The sequence below is a fragment of the Sphaerotilus sp. genome (assembly GCF_041083715.1).
Taxonomy (GTDB): domain Bacteria; phylum Pseudomonadota; class Gammaproteobacteria; order Burkholderiales; family Burkholderiaceae_C; genus Sphaerotilus.
Genome location: NZ_JBFPGY010000241.1, coordinates 1 through 14,307, shown reverse-complemented (window position 1 = coordinate 14,307; position 14,307 = coordinate 1). Strand labels below are relative to the sequence as shown.

Annotated in this window: 15 protein-coding genes and 1 pseudogene; 6 read left to right on the top strand and 10 right to left on the bottom strand. The window is 68.6% G+C overall.

Annotation, left to right across the window (positions count from 1 at the left end; translation table 11 throughout):
* Positions 1-12 precede the first annotated feature (12 nt).
* Positions 13-1,086, top strand: a complete 1,074-nt coding sequence (locus tag AB3X43_RS10620) for an MBL fold metallo-hydrolase (protein WP_369429816.1) — start codon at positions 13-15, stop codon at positions 1,084-1,086.
* Here AB3X43_RS10620 and AB3X43_RS10615 read toward each other — a convergent pair.
* Genes AB3X43_RS10615 through AB3X43_RS10595 form a run of 5 tightly spaced genes read right to left on the bottom strand, consistent with a single transcriptional unit; the run spans position 1,050 to position 5,824 of the window.
* On the bottom strand, positions 1,050-1,910 hold the full coding sequence (locus tag AB3X43_RS10615; RefSeq protein ID WP_369429815.1) for a ParA family protein: 861 nt from the start codon (positions 1,908-1,910) through the stop codon (positions 1,050-1,052). The two genes, AB3X43_RS10620 and AB3X43_RS10615, sit on opposite strands and share 37 nt — an antisense overlap.
* Before the next feature lie 44 nt (positions 1,911-1,954).
* A complete protein-coding gene (locus AB3X43_RS10610) occupies positions 1,955-2,569 on the bottom strand; it encodes a LysE family transporter (RefSeq protein WP_369429814.1) in 615 nt (204 codons plus the stop codon).
* Positions 2,569-3,201 carry a 16S rRNA (guanine(527)-N(7))-methyltransferase RsmG gene (gene rsmG / locus AB3X43_RS10605; protein WP_369429813.1) on the bottom strand — a complete coding sequence of 211 codons (633 nt, stop codon included), beginning with the start codon at positions 3,199-3,201 and terminating at the stop codon, positions 2,569-2,571. Before rsmG ends, AB3X43_RS10610 begins: the two co-directional genes overlap by 1 nt.
* Positions 3,191-5,134, bottom strand: a complete 1,944-nt coding sequence (gene mnmG / locus AB3X43_RS10600; protein ID WP_369429812.1) for a tRNA uridine-5-carboxymethylaminomethyl(34) synthesis enzyme MnmG — start codon at positions 5,132-5,134, stop codon at positions 3,191-3,193. The genes rsmG and mnmG overlap by 11 nt, the downstream gene beginning before the upstream one ends.
* Positions 5,135-5,191: 57 nt before the next feature.
* A complete protein-coding gene (locus AB3X43_RS10595; protein WP_369429811.1) occupies positions 5,192-5,824 on the bottom strand; it encodes a UPF0149 family protein in 633 nt (210 codons plus the stop codon).
* Positions 5,825-5,887: 63 nt separating this feature from the next.
* On the opposite strand from AB3X43_RS10595, the gene AB3X43_RS10590 reads away from it, so the two are divergent.
* Positions 5,888-6,145, top strand: coding sequence for a YkgJ family cysteine cluster protein (locus AB3X43_RS10590; RefSeq protein ID WP_369429810.1), 258 nt, complete (start codon positions 5,888-5,890; stop codon positions 6,143-6,145).
* Positions 6,146-6,197: 52 nt separating this feature from the next.
* The gene (locus tag AB3X43_RS10585; protein WP_369429809.1) at positions 6,198-6,815 is read left to right on the top strand and encodes a glutathione S-transferase family protein; all 618 of its coding nucleotides are present in this window, start codon (positions 6,198-6,200) and stop codon (positions 6,813-6,815) included.
* A 49-nt stretch (positions 6,816-6,864) separates the two neighbouring features.
* Here the strand turns inward: AB3X43_RS10585 and AB3X43_RS10580 are convergent.
* The 4 genes and pseudogenes from AB3X43_RS10580 to AB3X43_RS10565 all read right to left on the bottom strand — a co-directional run.
* A pseudogene (locus tag AB3X43_RS10580) lies at positions 6,865-7,611 on the bottom strand (cupin domain-containing protein); the annotation flags it as partial.
* Between the two features lie 133 nt (positions 7,612-7,744).
* Positions 7,745-8,620 (bottom strand): DMT family transporter, encoded by an 876-nt coding sequence (locus AB3X43_RS10575; protein ID WP_369429808.1) that lies wholly within the window; start codon positions 8,618-8,620, stop codon positions 7,745-7,747.
* Entirely contained in the window at positions 8,607-9,062 is a 456-nt protein-coding gene (locus tag AB3X43_RS10570; protein ID WP_369429807.1) for a methylated-DNA--[protein]-cysteine S-methyltransferase, read from the bottom strand. Before AB3X43_RS10570 ends, AB3X43_RS10575 begins: the two co-directional genes overlap by 14 nt.
* Positions 9,063-9,231: 169 nt before the next feature.
* Positions 9,232-9,369, bottom strand: coding sequence for a hypothetical protein (locus AB3X43_RS10565; protein ID WP_369429806.1), 138 nt, complete (start codon positions 9,367-9,369; stop codon positions 9,232-9,234).
* A 74-nt stretch (positions 9,370-9,443) separates the two neighbouring features.
* On the opposite strand from AB3X43_RS10565, the gene AB3X43_RS10560 reads away from it, so the two are divergent.
* Both AB3X43_RS10560 and AB3X43_RS10555 read left to right on the top strand, forming a co-directional pair.
* Positions 9,444-10,511 (top strand): M14 family zinc carboxypeptidase, encoded by a 1,068-nt coding sequence (locus tag AB3X43_RS10560; protein WP_473965109.1) that lies wholly within the window; start codon positions 9,444-9,446, stop codon positions 10,509-10,511.
* Positions 10,508-11,305 carry an alpha/beta fold hydrolase gene (locus AB3X43_RS10555; RefSeq protein WP_369429804.1) on the top strand — a complete coding sequence of 266 codons (798 nt, stop codon included), beginning with the start codon at positions 10,508-10,510 and terminating at the stop codon, positions 11,303-11,305. Before AB3X43_RS10560 ends, AB3X43_RS10555 begins: the two co-directional genes overlap by 4 nt.
* Here AB3X43_RS10555 and alkA read toward each other — a convergent pair.
* Positions 11,277-12,770 (bottom strand): DNA-3-methyladenine glycosylase 2, encoded by a 1,494-nt coding sequence (alkA, locus tag AB3X43_RS10550; RefSeq protein WP_369429803.1) that lies wholly within the window; start codon positions 12,768-12,770, stop codon positions 11,277-11,279. The two genes, AB3X43_RS10555 and alkA, sit on opposite strands and share 29 nt — an antisense overlap.
* Positions 12,771-13,182: 412 nt before the next feature.
* On the opposite strand from alkA, the gene AB3X43_RS10545 reads away from it, so the two are divergent.
* Positions 13,183-14,307: alkaline phosphatase family protein (locus AB3X43_RS10545; protein ID WP_369429802.1), on the top strand; the 1,125-nt coding region annotated here is incomplete at its 3' end.

Below are 14,307 nucleotides of genomic sequence, written 5' to 3'. Positions count from 1 at the left end.
CCCGGAGCCCCCATGGCGAACCCTCAGGAACACGAACTCACCTATGTGCAAGGCGACACGCTGCCCGCGAGCGGCCACACGCTGGAGATCGCACCGGGCGTCCGCTGGCTGCGCATGGGGCTGCCCTTCGCGCTGGACCACATCAATCTCTGGCTGGTGCGCGACGAACTCGACGGGCGCCAGGGCTGGACCATCGTCGATTGCGGCATTGCCAACGACGCCACCCGCGCGGCGTGGGAGCGCATCTTCGCCGAGGAACTCGACGGCCTGCCCGTGCTGCGGGTCCTCGTCACCCACATGCACCCGGACCACATCGGCCTGGCGCACTGGCTCACCGAGCGCTGGAGCACGCCCGAGCAGCCCTGCCGGCTGTGGATCAGTCTGACGGACTGGAACGCGGCGCGCATGGCGTCGCTCTCGACTACCGGCTTCGGCGGCGAGGCGGCGGCGGCCTTCTTCGGCAGCCATGGCGTGACCGACCCGGCCGCGCTCGACAAGGTGCGCCAGCGTGGCAACTACTACGCCGGCATGGTGCCCGACGTGCCGCGCCAGTTCCGCCGGATGATGGAAGGCCAGCGCCTGGCGATGGGTGGCCACGTCTGGACCTGCCACGCCGGCCACGGCCACGCGCCGGAGCACATCAGCCTGCACTGCGAAGCGCTCGGGGTGCTGATCTCTGGCGACATGGTGCTGCCGCGCATCTCGACCAACATCAGCGTCATCGACATCGAACCGGAGGCCGATCCGCTGCCGCTGTACCTGGCGTCGATCGAGCGCATGCGCCGGCTGCCGGCCCACACGCTGGTGCTGCCGTCGCACGGCAAACCCTTCCGCGGCCTGCACCCGCGCATCACCCAGCTGCAGGACCACCACACGGACCGGCTCGCCGACGTGATGGCGGCCTGCGCGGTGCGGCCGCATTCGGCGTTCGACATCCTGCCGGTGCTGTTCAAGCGCGAGCTGGACCTGCACCAGCTCACCTTCGCGATGGGGGAGGCCATCGCCCACCTGCACGCGCTGTGGCTGGACGGCGACCTGCGTCGTGTGCGTCAGGCCGATGGCGTCTGGCGTTTCGCGGCGGCCTGACCGACCGGCGCTGCCTTGGTGGCGGCCTTCTTGCGGGTCGGCTTCGTCCTGGGGATCTTCACGCCGACCCGCTCCACCAGCTCCTGCGCGAAGGCGATGAAGGCGAGCGAGCCCTTGGCGGACGGGTCGAACACCACGCCGGGCAGGCCATAGCTCGGCGCCTCGGCCAGCCGCACGTTGCGCGGGATGATGGTCTGGAAGACCTTGTCACCGAAGTGCGCCTGCAGCTGCTCGCTGACCTGCTGCTGCAGCGTGATGCGCGGATCGAACATCACCCGCAGCAGGCCGATGATGCCCAGGTCGCGGTTCATGTTCGCGTGGACCTGCTTGATCGAGTTGACCAGGTCCGACAGCCCTTCGAGCGCGAAGTACTCGCACTGCATCGGCACGATCACGCCGTGGGCGCAGGTCAGGCCGTTGAGCGTGAGCAGGCTCAGGGACGGCGGGCAGTCGATCAGGATGAAGTCGTAGTCGTCCTGCACGTCGGCCAGCGCGGCCTTGAGACGGCGGTCGCGGTGCTCCAGGTTGACCAGCTCTACCTCGGCGCCGGCCAGCTCGCGGTTGGCCCCGAGCACGTCGTAGCCGACCTTGGCGACCTGCTGCCGCGCTTCGCGGACCCCGGCCGAGCCGAGCAGCACGTCGTAGACCGTCAGCGCCAGCGCCCGCTTGTCGATGCCGGAACCCATGGTCGCATTGCCTTGCGGATCGAGGTCGATCAGCAGCACGCGCTGCTGGATGCCTGCCAGTCCGGCGGCCAGGTTGACGGTGGTGGTCGTCTTGCCGACGCCGCCTTTCTGGTTGGCGATGCAGAAGATCTTGGCCATGTGGGATGCGGGCGCTCGGGCCGTGGGTCGTGTCGAAGGGATGGTCAGGAGCGTATCAGGCGCAGACCGAATCCGATCATGCACAGCCCTGCGAAACGCTGAAGCGCCATGCCGACCCGCCGGTGCGCGCGCACCTTGGCGGCGATGGCCTCGGCGAATGCGCACAGCGTCAGGCACCACACGGCGGTGATGACCGCGATGGTCACCGCCATCGCCACGAAGGTGGGGATGCCACGGTGCGTCGCCGGGTCGATGAAGAAGGGGAAGAAGGCCATGTAGAACACGATCGCCTTCGGGTTCAGCACGGTGATGAGCAGCGCCTGTCGGGCGTAGTGGCGCGGGGCGATCTGCACCGGACTGGCTGATTCGCCGTCGCGCGCGATGACCAGCTTCAGGCCGATCCAGCCGAGGTAGGCGGCACCTGCCCAGCGCACGACGTCGAACCACGCCGGATGGGCGTTCAGCAGGGCCGCCACGCCGGCCACTGCCAGCCACAGCAGGATCTGGTCGCCGACGATCAGCCCGAGCGTCGCTGCCGCCCCGCCTCGGAAACCGCCCTTGGAGGTCGCGCCGAGCAGCGCGAAGGTGCCTGGTCCCGGCAGGGCCAGGAACACGACGATGGCGGCACAGAACGCACCGTAGTCCGCGATGCCGTACATCAGCGGGGCCTCATCCAGACGATGCAGCGTTCGGCGTTCAGGCTCGGCACCTGCAGAGGTTCCACGTGGAACACCTCGATGTCCGAGGGCAGCGCCGCGATCTCGTCGGCCGGGTGCTGGCCCTTCATCGCCATCCACACGCCGCCCGGTGCGAGCAGCGGGCGCGTCAGCGTCACGATGTCCGGCAGCGAGGCGAAGGCGCGGGCGGTGATCAGCGGCCACTGCGTGTCGGTGATCGCCTCGACGCGGGTGTGGCGGGTGTGCAGGTTGGGCAGGCGCAGCTCAGCCGCCACCTGGCGCACGAACGTCACCTTCTTCTGCACCGTGTCCACGCAGGTGACGGTGGCGTTCGGCTGGGTGGTGGCGATGACGACACCCGGCAGCCCGCCGCCGCTGCCCACGTCCATCACCGATACCGCTGCGCCGCCCGTGTGCCTGCGCATCGGCGCGATCACCGCCAGGCTGTCGAGCAGGTGGTGCGTCAGCATCTGCGCCGGGTCGCGCAGCGCGGTCAGGTTGTAGACCTTGTTCCAGCGTTGCAGCAGGTCAAGGTAACCAAGCAGCCGATCGGCTTCTGCATCGTTCAGCGGGCAGCCGAGTGCCGCGGCCCCGGCGATGAGGTCATGCCGCATGCGCGAACCCCTGCATCCGGTGTTTCTTCAGATGCACCAGCAGCAGCGAGATCGCCGCCGGTGTCACACCCGAGATGCGCGAGGCCTGTCCCAGCGTTTCCGGCTGGTGGCGCGTGAGCTTCTGGCGCACCTCGATCGACAGCGCGGTGACCTGCGCATAGTCCAGATCCTTCGGCAGCTTCAGGTGCTCGTAGGCGCTGGCGCGCTGCACCTCGTCGTTCTGCTTGTCGATGTAGCCGGCGTACTTGGTGGCGATTTCGAGCTGCTCGACCACCGCATCGGCCAGCGTCTCGCCGAGTTCGGCCTGCAGTGTTCCACGTGAAACCACGGTGTCCGGTGCGGCGATGGCCATCACCTCGGCCAGCGTGTCGAAGGTGATGCCGGGGCGGCGCAGCAGGTCGGTGAGGTTGTATTCGTGCTCGATCGCCTTGCCGAGCAGGCGCTCACCGTCCGCTGCAGGCAGCGTGGCGGGGCGCACCCAGGTGCTCTTCAGGCGCTGTGTCTCACGTGAAACAGCGTCCCGCTTGCGGTTGAAGGCGTCCCAGCGCGCATCGTCCACCAGCCCGACATGGCGGCCGAGTTCGGTCAGGCGCAGGTCGGCGTTGTCTTCGCGTAGTTGCAGGCGGAACTCGGCGCGGCTGGTGAACATGCGGTAGGGCTCGGTCACGCCCTTGGTGATGAGGTCGTCGACCAGCACGCCCAGATAGGCCTGGTCGCGGCCGAAGGTGAGCGCGTCCTTGCCCTGGACCTGCAAGGCGGCGTTGGCGCCCGCATAGAGGCCCTGCGCGGCCGCTTCTTCGTAGCCGGTCGTGCCGTTGATCTGGCCGGCGAAGAACAGACCGCCGATCGCCTTCGACTCGAACGTGCTCTTCAGCTCGCGCGGGTCGAAGTAGTCGTACTCGATCGCGTAGCCCGGGCGCAGGATGTAGGCGTTCTCCAGCCCCGCCATCGTGCGCACGGCGGCGAGCTGGATGTCGAAGGGCAGGGAGGTCGAGATGCCGTTCGGGTAGAACTCGTGCGTCGTCAGTCCCTCGGGTTCGAGGAAGATCTGGTGCGAGTCCTTGTCGGCGAAGCGGTTGATCTTGTCCTCGATCGACGGGCAGTAGCGCGGCCCGACGCCCTCGATCACGCCCGTGAACATGGGGCTGCGGTCGAAGCCGGTGCGCAGGATGTCGTGGGTCTGCTGGTTGGTGTGCGTGATCCAGCAGGGCACCTGGCGCGGGTGCTGCCCGGCGTGGCCCATGAAGCTGAACACGGGCACCGGGTCGAGGTCGCCGGGCTGTTCGACGCACTTCGAGAAGTCGATCGAGCGGCCGTCGATGCGCGGTGGCGTGCCGGTCTTCAGGCGCGCCTGCGGCAGCTTCAGCTCCTTCAGCCGCGCCGACAGGCTCACCGCCGGCGGGTCGCCCGCGCGGCCGGCCGGGTAGTTGTTCAGGCCGACGTGGACCTTGCCGTCGAGGAAGGTGCCCGCGGTCAGCACCACCGTCGGTGCGCGGAAGCGAATGCCGATCTGGGTCACGGCACCGACCACGCGGTCGCCTTCGACCATCAGGTCGTCCACCGCCTGCTGGAAGATCCACAGATTTGGCTGGTTCTCCAGGCGGTGGCGGATCGCGGCCTTGTAGAGGATGCGGTCGGCCTGCGCCCGCGTGGCACGCACGGCCGGACCCTTGCTCGAATTCAGGATGCGGAACTGGATGCCCGACTCGTCCGTCGCTGCCGCCATCGCGCCGCCGAGCGCATCGATCTCCTTGACCAGGTGGCCCTTGCCGATCCCACCGATCGACGGGTTGCAGCTCATCTGGCCGAGCGTTTCGATGTTGTGGGTGAGCAGCAGCGTGCGGCTGCCCATGCGGGCCGCGGCGAGCGCGGCTTCGGTGCCGGCGTGGCCGCCGCCGACGACGATGACGTCAAATGTCTGGGGGTAGAGCATCGGGCGCTCCGAGTGAGGACAGGGTGTCCGCACGGGGCGCGCGGACAAACCCCGATTTTAGTTTCGTGCGGCGATGGCGCGTGCGTACAGCGCAGAGACCGCTTCCGGCACCATGCGGCTCAGCGCATCGCGGGCTTCGGACGAGGCGATCATCTCCACCTGCTCCGGCGTCATGCTGTCTGGATCGCCGCCCAGCAGGATGATCGGGGCGAGTTGGTCCGCCAGTTCCGGATCGTCGAACATCGCGTTCCAGTGGTCCGGCGTCAGCGCGGCGGCGTGCAGGAAGCCGATGCACCACAGCTCCGCGTCCACCACCACGTCCGAGGCGTCATCGCTGCCGGGAATCTCGGCGATGCCGAACAGCGGCTCCAGCGTGTCCGGGTCTTCCTTCAGCTGGCGGTCGATCGAGGCGAGGTGGCGCAGCGCGAGCTGCACGACATGCTTGGTCTGCTTGCCGCTGGCGAAAGGCGAGCTTTCGGGGTCGTCGCTGTTCCACAGGCCGGGCACCCAGACGTCGGCGTCGGGCAGCGTTGGCGTCAGCAGCAGGGCGGTGAGGTAGCCGTCGAGGCTTTCCATGTCCATGACCGACTCGTCCGACGCGGCCGACAGCAGCAGCTGGTCGAGTTCGTCCATCTCCGCTTCGGTCAGCGGCGGGTTGTCGAGGGCGGGGTTGTATTGGGGGTGTTTCACGTGGAACAGCGGGCGGGCCGCGGCAGATCTGGGAGTCGGCCAGTGTGGCACGATCGGCCCACCATGGAATGCCGTCCCCGCTGCGCCGCCTGCTGTATTGCGCCCTCGATCTCCAGCCCGATTCCCGGCATGCCGAATGGCAAGCCGGCGGGTGTGCCCTGCATCCAGCTGGACGAGGAACTGCGCTGCAAGATCTTCGGCCTGCCCGAGCGTCCTGCTGTCTGCAGCGGGCTGAAACCGAGCGAAGACATGTGCGGCGACAGCCGCGAGCAGGCATTGCGCTGGCTCGGCTACATGGAAGACCTGACGCGGCCCGGCTGAAGATCCGCCATGCTCCGGGAGGTCTTCCTTCCTTGTCACCGGAGTGTTCCACGTGAAACTGCACATCGCCCCCCGTGCCCCGAACCCGCGCCGTGTCCAGATGTTCCTCGCCGAGAAGGGCGTGTCGATCGAGACGGTCCCGGTGGCGATCAACCTGCAGGAGCACCGCTCGCCCGAATTCCTTGCGAAGAACCCGCTGTCGCGCGTGCCTGTGCTGGAGCTGGACGATGGCCGTTTCCTGGGCGAGACCCGCGCCATCTGCACGTGGCTGGAAGGACAGTATCCCGAGCCGAACCTGATGGGCGTCGATGCCGACGAGCGGGCCTTCATCGAGATGCACGACCGGCGTGCCGAGTTCTACGTGCTGCTGCCGATCGCGAACTGGATCCGCCATGTGCATCCCGGTCTCGCACCGCTGGAGCAGCCGCAGTTTCCGGAGTTCGGGCAATCGCAAGGGGCCAGGCTGCCGGATCTGCTGCGGGTGTTCGATGCGGAGCTGGCGTCGCGCCCATACTGGGCGGGCGACCGTTTCACCATCGCGGACATCACGGCGTTCTGTGCGATCGAGTTCGCGCGCGGGCTGATGCGCTTCCGGCCGGGTGATGCAGGGCTGATGCACTTGCAGGGGTGGCGGGATCGGATCCAGGCGCGGCCGAGTGCCACTGTGTAGGCGGACATCCGAGCCGGTGGCTGAACGCGCGGGTCAGCGCTGCGGCTGACGTGTAGCCCACCGCCCCGGCCACGTCCTTCACCGCCCACCCTTGCGCCAGCCGCATCCGCGCCACGCGCAGCCGCCAGTCGGTCAGGTAATCCCCTGGCGGCACCCCGACCGCTGCCCGAAACCGTGTCGCCAGCATCGTGCGCGACCAGCCGGCATCGACCGCCAGCGTCTGCAGCGTCCACGGCTCGCCTGGCCGGGCGTGGATGGCGTCCAGCACGCGTTGCAGCTGCGCATCCGACAGCGCGCCGAGCAGGCCGACCTGTCCGCGCGCCGCATCGACCGCCCGGCGCAGCGTCTGCAGCAGCAGCACCTCGGCCAGCCGCGCCAGCACGTCGCCATGCGCACACGCGGAGGTCTCGTGCTCGCTGACCAGCAGCGCCCAGGCGGCGGCCATCGGGTGTGGCATTTCGCGCTGCGGCACCACCAGCAGCGGCGGCAGCGCGCCGATCAGCGGGTTCAGCGCCGGATCGCCGAAGCGCACCGGCGCGCTGAGGAGCGTGGCGCCGTCGTCGCTCAGCGCGCGCAGCGTATGCGGGGTGGTGGAACCTGGCAGCCAGACCAGCGCGGGTTGCAGCAAGGGCTGGTGTGGCTCGAGCTGCACCGGCCCGCGCAGCAGCAGGTGCAGCCAGCCCGCTTGATCGGGGCGATCGGTGTCAGGGGTGACCGGCGCCGACAGCGGTGTCGGACGGATCGGGCCGGTGTTCAGCGGAAAGTGCTGGAGCAGTATCGTCAGGCGGTCGTTCATCCACAGATTTTCTGGGGGATGAACGAACGATCAGCAATGAAAGATGGAGATTTGATTGCTGATCGACCAAACTGGCCGCACTGTATTTTTTTGGAGACTAATGCGGGTTATTTGTAATAATTTGAAACGCAATTCAACTCCGCTCGAACCCCCGGATGACCCCAGTGGACAGCCCTGTGCCCATCAGCACGACCGCTCCTCCGACCAGCATCGACAGCGTCACGACCTCCCCCAGGAACAGCGTGCCCCACAGCGTCCCGAACATCGGCACGAGGAAGGTCACCGTCACTGCCCGCGACGCGCCGACCCGCTCGATCAGCCGAAAGAACAGCACATATGCGATGGCCGTGCAGCCGATGCCCAGCGCCACCGCCGCGCCCCAGGCCAGCGGCGCGGGTGTCTGCGCCGGCCAGGTCCACAACGCGAACGGTGCCAGTGCGACGGCCGAGACGATTTGCGAGCCTGCGGCGTTGACCATCGGTGGCACGCCCGTCAGGTGGCGCTTGGTGAAATTCGCCGCGAAGCCGTAGCAGGTGGTCGCGGCGACCATCGCCAGCAGCGCCCAGCCGGAGCCGCCCGGCTTGAAATCGGCCTTGTCCGCGGCCAGCAGCACCACCCCTGCCATGCCGATCACCAGCCCGGCCAACCGCCCCATGCCGAGCCGGTCGCGCAGCCAGACGGCGCCGATCAACGCAGTCATGATCGGCACGGTCGCATTCAGGATCGATGCCAATCCTGCCGTGATCGACAACGTTGCCCAGGCGATGAGCACAAATGGGATCGCGCTGTTGAACAGACCCATGACGGTCACCACGCCGATGCGTTCGCGCAGCGCACCGACCTGGCCGCGCCAGACCAGCAGTGGCAGCAGGCAGGCGGTGGCGATGGCCACCCGCAGCCACATCAGCGGCAGGGCGCCGAAGGCGGGCGCGGCGTAGCGCATGAAGAGAAAGGAGCCGCCCCAGAGCGCGGCGAGCAGGACCAGATCGGCGATGTCACGTGGTTTCAAGAGGGGCTCCGGCTTCGAAAGCCAGCAGTGTGCGCTTGCGGTCCAGACCGCCCGCGTAGCCGGTGAGTGCGCCGTTGCGGCCGATGAGGCGGTGGCACGGGATGATGATCGACAGCGGGTTGCGTCCGGTCGCGGCACCGACGGCCCGTGACGCCGCGGGGCGGCCGAGCGCGGCGGCGACCTCGCCATAGGTGCAGGTGTCGCCATACGCGATGCGGGCCAGTTCGGCCCAGACCGACTGCTGGAACGGCGTACCGGCCGGGTCGAGTGGCAGGGTGAAGCCGTGGCGCAGACCGGCGTACCAGTCGGTCAACTGCGCGGCGGCTTCCTGGAGCAGCGGGTGCTGGTCATCGCGCCGCCAGTCGGGTGCCGGGCCGTCGAAATGGCGCTGTCCGACGAACCACGCACCGCGCAATCCGGCGTCGGAACAGGCCAGGACCATGGTCTGGAGGGGTGTTGACAGTTCAGACCAGAATGTGCTTGACGGCATGGTGCAGTTCCCGAGGTATCGGCCAGTCGGCCACCAAGGGATTATCCACAGCCTGTTTTGGGCAGCTCGCCAGTTTCGGACCCGATGTTCCGGGGGGCGAAGCGAGGTTATCCCCAACTTGTCAACAGGATGGGTCGTGCTGTCGTGCGCGCTGGTTCCGGGATTTCCACAGGGCGACGAGTTCGACGCAGCCCCACAGGACCGTGCTGCCCAGCGCCAGGGCGGGGTGGGTGATCCAGCGTTGGAGGGGGCGGTTCATGGCGGGATGATCATGGTGTTCTGTGACACCGGTGCGTCCGGGTGGTGACGGCAGGCCTGTCACACGGGCCGCGTATGCTTTTGGGCTTTGCCGATCGGACCCGTGTGCGCGACGTGACATCGGAATTGCCCGAACTTCTTGAACTGCAGCAACTCGTCTCCGACACCAAGGGACGGGCGACCTCGCGGGTGGTCTGCGAGGTCGCGGCGGGTGGGCGGCACTTTCCGGTCCATGCGATCACGCTGGGCAGCGACGATCCGGCCATGCCGGCGATCGGCCTGTTCGGTGGGGTGCACGGGCTGGAGCGCATTGGCGCCGAGGTGGTGATAGCGTATCTGCGCAGTCTCGTGCGGCGCCTGTCCTGGGACCGCGTGCTGCAGCAGCAACTGGAGATGGTGCGGCTGGTGTTCATGCCGCTGGTCAATCCGGGGGGGCTGTGGCTGGGGACACGGGCCAATCCGGCCGGCATCGACCTGATGCGCAACGCCCCGCAGGACGCCAGCGACCGCGTGCCCTTCCTGATCGGTGGCCAGCGGCTCAGTGCCTCGCTGCCGTGGTACCGCGGCCGGCGCGGCGCGCCGATGGAGGCCGAGAGCCGCGCGCTGTGCGAGGTGGTCGAGGCCGAGCTGCTGGGGCGCGCGTTCAGCCTGGCGGTCGATTGCCATTCGGGCTTCGGCGTCCATGACCGGATCTGGTTTCCGTATGCCCACATGCGCCAGCCCATCGAACACCTGCCCGAACTGCACGCGCTCAAGCACCTGCTCGACCAGAGCCAGCTCCACCACCCTTATGTCTTCGAGCCGCAGAGCCGCCAGTACCTCGCGCACGGCGATCTCTGGGACCACCTCTACCTGCGCGCACAGGCGCTGCCCGGCACGCGGGTGTTCCTGCCGCTGACGCTGGAGATGGGCTCGTGGCTGTGGGTCAAGAAGAACCCGCGCCAGCTCTTCTCGCGCCACGGCATCTTCAATCCGCTGATCGCGCACCGCCAGCAACGGGTGCTGCGGCGGCACATCGTCTGGCTCGATTTCCTGACGCGGGCGGTCTGCAGCCATGCGCACTGGCTGCCGGTGGGCGAAGCGCGCGAGGTGCACCGTGCCCAGGCGCTGGCGCATTGGTACGGCGCCAAGGTACCGGCATGAACGCACCGGTCTGGTTGCTGCTGCGCGGCCTGACCCGCGACCGCCGGCACTGGGGCGATTTCCCGGATCGGCTCGCTGCGGCCCTGCCACCCGAGGCCCGCGTGGTCTGCATCGACTTGCCGGGCAACGGCGCGTTGCACGGCCTGCGCAGCGCGTCGCACGTGCCCGGCCTGGTCGCGCAGGCACGGGCGCAGGTGGCCGCACGGGGTCTGGCCGGGCGGCCGGTGCACCTGCTGGCGATGTCGCTGGGCGCGATGGTGGCCGTGGCCTGGGCCGAGGCGCATCCGGACGAGATTGCCGCCGCTGTGCTGGTCAACACCAGCCTGCGGCCGTTCAGCCCGTTCTGGCAGCGGCTGCGTCCCCGCGCCTGGGGGCCGTTGCTGGCCTGTCTGTGGCCGGGCACGTCCGCCGGGCGCTGGGAGCGCAGCATCCTCGACCTGACCAGCCGGCTCGCGGTCTGCCGCCCGGAGTCGCCTGTGCTGCTGCGGCATTGGACCGCCTGGCGGGCATCGCACCCGGTGTCGCGTGCCAATGCGCTGCGGCAGCTGCGGGCAGCGGTGGCCTTTCGCGCACCGCGCGAGGCGCCACCGGTGCCGCTGCTGCTGCTCAGCGGTGCGGCGGACGGGCTGGTGCATCCCGCCTGTTCGCAGGCCCTGGCGCGCGCCTGGGGACTGCCGATCGCCGTGCACCCCGGTGCGGGACACGACGTGCCGCTCGATGATCCGGCCTGGGTGGTGGCGCAGGTGGTGGCCTGGTGCCCCGGCGTCAGGCGGTCTTCGCGGCCACCGCCGTAGCCGAAGCACCGCGCCAGAGGTGCAGCGTCGCGTAGCTGCGCCACGGCCGCCAGGCTTGCGCGAGCGCATCGGCCTGCGCACTGGTGACGCCGCCCAGCGCCTTGCGCAAGACGACATCGCCGCTCGGCCAGGCGTCCGGCCAGCCGAGGGCGCGCAGCGCGATGTACTGCGCGGTCCACGGGCCGATGCCGGGGAGCGCCTGCAGGCGGGCCAGTGTCGCGTCGAGGTCGGTGCAGGGACCGAGGTCGAGTGCGCCGGACGCGACCGCCCGCGCCAGCGCCACCAGCGCCGCGGCCCGGCTGCGCACGATGCCCAGGGCGGCCAGTGCCGCGGGATCGAGTTCGGCCAGCCGCCCTGGCGTGGGGAACCGGTGGTGCAGGGCGGGGAAGGGCGTGGGGCTGGCCTCGCCGAAGGCCTCCACCAGCCGGCCGGCCAGCGTGTGCGCGGCTTTCACGCGGATCTGCTGTCCCAGCACGGCGCGCACCGCGACTTCGAACCCGTCGATCGCGCCAGGCACGCGCAGGCCGGGCGCACCGACCGCCAGCGGGCCGAGGCTGTGCGCAACGGCCAGCGGATCGCAGCTCAGGTCGCACAGCCGGGTGACCCCGGCGAGCACGGCTGGCAGCACCCGCTGCAAGCCCGGGGACACCGTCAGTTCCACCGCGTGGCGGCTGGCCGGCGCCAGCGTCACGGCCAGCCAGCCGGTCTGCGCCGTGGCGCCACTGCCCAGGCGCAGGGTGCGCCGGTACAGGCCGGCACACGCGGTGTCGGCCGGGATCACCTCTTCGACACCCCGCACGCCGCGCACCGCCAGGAAGTCGAGCAGACCCGCCCAGTCGAACGGCGGGCGAAACGCCAGTTCGAAGCGCAGGCCGCTGCTGTCCGGATCGGCCGCCGGCTGGTCGGACGCGCGGCGCATCGTGCTCGGCGTCAGCCCGTAGCGGGTGCGGAACAGCGTGTTGAAGCGCCGCAGGCTGCCGAAGCCGGCGGCCAGCGCCACGTCGGTCACCGGCAGCGTGGTGTCCGCCAGCAGCCGCTTGGCCAGCAGCAGGCGCTGCGTCTGTGCGTAGTCGACCGGGCTGACCCCGAAGGCTGCACCGAACACGCGGCGCAGGTGGCGGTCGGTGATGCCCAGCTGCGCCGCGAGGCCGGCCAGCCCGGCTTCGTCCAGTGCTCCGGCTTCGATGCGCCGTGCGGCGGCCCAGGCGAGGCGGGAGGGCGCGTCGATCGACGACAGCCCCGGCGCCAGCTCGGGCCGGCAACGCAGGCAGGGGCGGAACCCGCCCGCCTCGGCCGCCGCCGCGTGCGGGAAGTAGCGGCAGTGGTCTGCCTTCGGGGTGCGCACGCTGCAGACCGGGCGGCAGTAGATGCCGGTCGAGGTCACACCGACCAGGAAATGGCCATCGAAGCGGCGGTCGCGGGCGACCAGTGCCGCGTAGAGCGGGGTGGGATCGGTGGTCAGCACCGGATTGATTATCGACAGCGGATGGACCGTGGCGTGCCGTTTTCGGACATGAAGTTCCCGAATGGGTGGCTTGTCCTGCATGGACATGGCCTCAAGTTGTGCCCAAATGCCCCTTGTTCCTGGGGGGGCATGGTGGCGATATCGGCGATTCAGACCGCTGCGAACTGCACCATGCGACGGCATTCCCCCACGGCTGCGCTGACGCCGGAATCTTCACTTCAGGAAAAAATCTTTGCAGCATCAAATACTTGGTACCTGTCGGTATTGATGGCGCTGGCCTGCACGCGAGGAGGGACCCTTCGAATTCAGAACCCTCTGCAACCACTACCAGATTCTAAAATCACAACGTATTGACACAAACGCCAGTGTTCATTGATCTGGTGCGCGCATCCAATGCAGTTGGTACGGATCGGTGATTCCCGATCGATTGTGCGAGGGCGACGTGGTGGCGCATTCAAGAAAAGTGGTTCTGCTGGAATTGAATGAAATCAACTGGCGTGTGGTGGATCGCCTGATCGAACAACGCGGCAAGGCGTTTTTGCCCCATTTCGAGAAACTGCGCGCAGAGGGTGCCTGGGCGGTCCAGTCCGCGGTGGAGCGGTCGCCGCTGCTGGATCCATGGATCACCTGGGTCACCCTGCACACGGGGGTTTCTCCGGCGGTGCACGGGGCTTCCGTGCTGGAGCAATCCTCGGATTCCATCAGCGCGCCGCGCACTTGGCAATATGCCGCCGATGCAGGGCGCAAGGTGGGGGTGTTCGGCAGTATCAGCTCCTATCCGCCGCCGCAGGTCAATGGATTTGTCGTGCCGGGGCCGTTTGCGCCTGGCAACGAGACCCACCCGCCACGACTGGCTCCCGTGCAGGCCGTGAACCGGCGCTACACCCAGGTCCATAACAAGACAACGCGAGCACCTACTCTCGCTGAAAATGCCGAAACGGCTGCTGCATTGATCGGCATGGGCCTGAGCCTGGGCACCATGGCGCAAGTCGCGACGCAGCTGGTGCGCGAGCGGCTGCAGTCCGGCCAGCGCTGGCGCCGGGTGTGTCTGCAACCGCGCCTCAATTTCGACATCTTCGCAGCGTTGTACCGCAAGGAGCGCCCGGATTTCGCCACCTGGCACAGCAACCATGCTGCACATTTCATGCACCACTACTGGCGCGCCTGGGACGATGCGGTGTTCCCGGTCAAATCCTCGCCGAAGGAGCGCAGGGAATATGGCGAGGCCGTGCCGGAAGGGTATCGGCTGTGCGATGAGCTGATTGGCCGGGCGATGGCCCTGCTGGAGCCGGAAACCGTGCTCGTGGTCGCGTCGAGCATGGGCCAGCAGCCGTATATCAGCGATGTGTACCGCGCTGGCAAGGTCATCGTGCGCATTCGGGACATCGAAGCCGTGCTGGCGGTGGTCGGGCGCGACGGCATTTCCGATGTGGTGCCGACCATGGTGCCGCAGTGGAATCTGCGCGTCGAGGATCCTGTGCGCCGACGGGCCGTGAAAGTCGCCTTCGAAACTGCATTTCGACAACGTGGTGACGGC